At 65.9% G+C, this 1,431-nt stretch carries 1 protein-coding gene; it reads right to left on the reverse strand.

The features are described from left to right. Positions 1–8 precede the first annotated feature (8 nt). On the reverse strand, positions 9–1,202 hold the full coding sequence (locus A5727_RS09520; protein WP_502687669.1) for an IS30 family transposase: 1,194 nt from the start codon (positions 1,200–1,202) through the stop codon (positions 9–11). Between the last annotated feature and the right edge of the window lie 229 nt (positions 1,203–1,431).

The following is a 1,431-nucleotide window of genomic DNA, read 5'->3' on the forward strand; positions in this document are numbered from 1 at the left end:
GGGCGGATTCAAGCGGTGGCTGCAGCGAATGTGGACGGGTCTGACAGTAGTCGGTGGAGTTCTTCGGCGGGGGTGCGCCATTTGTGGCGTTTGCGGGGTCGGGCGTTGAGTTCGGCGGCGACCTGGTCGAGCCAGCCTGGGCCGTAGAAGGACAGGTCGGTGCCTTTGGGGAAGTACTGGCGCAGCAGTCCGTTGGTGTTCTCGTTGGTGCCACGCTGCCAGGGGGAATGCGGGTCGCAGAAGTAAATCGGCAGTCCGGTGGCCTTGGTGATCTGGGTGTGCAACGCCATCTCGCTGCCCTGATCCCAGGTCAGGGAGCGGCGCAGGACCTCGGGGATGTCGGGGATCTTGGCGGTCATGGCCTCAGCCAGGGTGGCTGCGGTGCGGTTCTTGGGCAGGTGCAGCAGCATCACGAACCCGGTGGTGCGCTCGACGAGGGTGCCGATCGCCGAGGCTGAGGCGGTGCTGCCCAGGATGAGGTCACCCTCCCAGTGGCCGGGGATGGCCCGGTCGTCGGCCTCGACGGGGCGATCGGCGATGTTGATCATCCCGTCTTTGAATCTCTTGCGGTCAACAGTGTTGCGGCCCTGCGCTTTCCGTTGCACACGTCCGGAACGCAGCGCCTCTTTGACGAGCTTGGCCAACTCGCCGCGGGGCTGAACGTAGAGGGCTTGATAGATGGTCTCGTGTGACACCCACATCTCCGGATCGTCGGGGAAATCGAGGCGCAGCCGGCCCGCGATCTGTTCGGGACTGTCGTGCTTTCTCAAGCGTGCCACCACCTCGGCCAGCAGCACCACGTTGGCGTCGAGCTTGCGGGCTTTCGGGCGTTTGCGGTTGGCCTCGGCGACCTGTTGACCGGCCCAGGCCCGATATCCCGAGCCTGTCAGCCCCCGGGTGATCTCCCGGCCGATCGTGTCGCGGTGACGTTGCAACAATCCTGCAGCCTGCGCCGCGCTGCGTCCGGTCTCCAACAGCTCTTCGAGCCGACAACGTTCGAGGAACGACAACGGCCCCTTCGGAGCGCAGGTGTCAGTGACGGCATCGACAGGACACGGCGTTCTGGGCACCCAGCCAGCTTGTTCGACCCATATCCGTCCGCGGTGTTCCGGCACGCCAGCGGCCAGTGAGGCATCGATCACGCTGGCACCGGAACGCAGTGCCGTCCAGAACGTCTCCCGAATGGCCTTGCCGTATCGGATGCCGCGATGCCTGGGATCCACCCCATGGGCCGCCTCCCGGGCCCACCGGCACCCCGTTCCCGCACTGACACCAGCCACCGTGGCGGCCGCAGTCGGTGACAATCCCGACCTCACCGACTCCCAGAACACCTGCCGCGCCGTATCCGGCGCAGGCGTACCCCGCGAACGAAACGCCATCGAACAACACCCTCCAAGCAGTCAGGTGCTGCAGCGACCACTTGAGTCTGAG

Source organism: Mycobacterium sp. ACS4331, assembly GCF_001667265.1.
In the GTDB taxonomy this organism is placed as follows: Bacteria; Actinomycetota; Actinomycetes; order Mycobacteriales; family Mycobacteriaceae; genus Mycobacterium.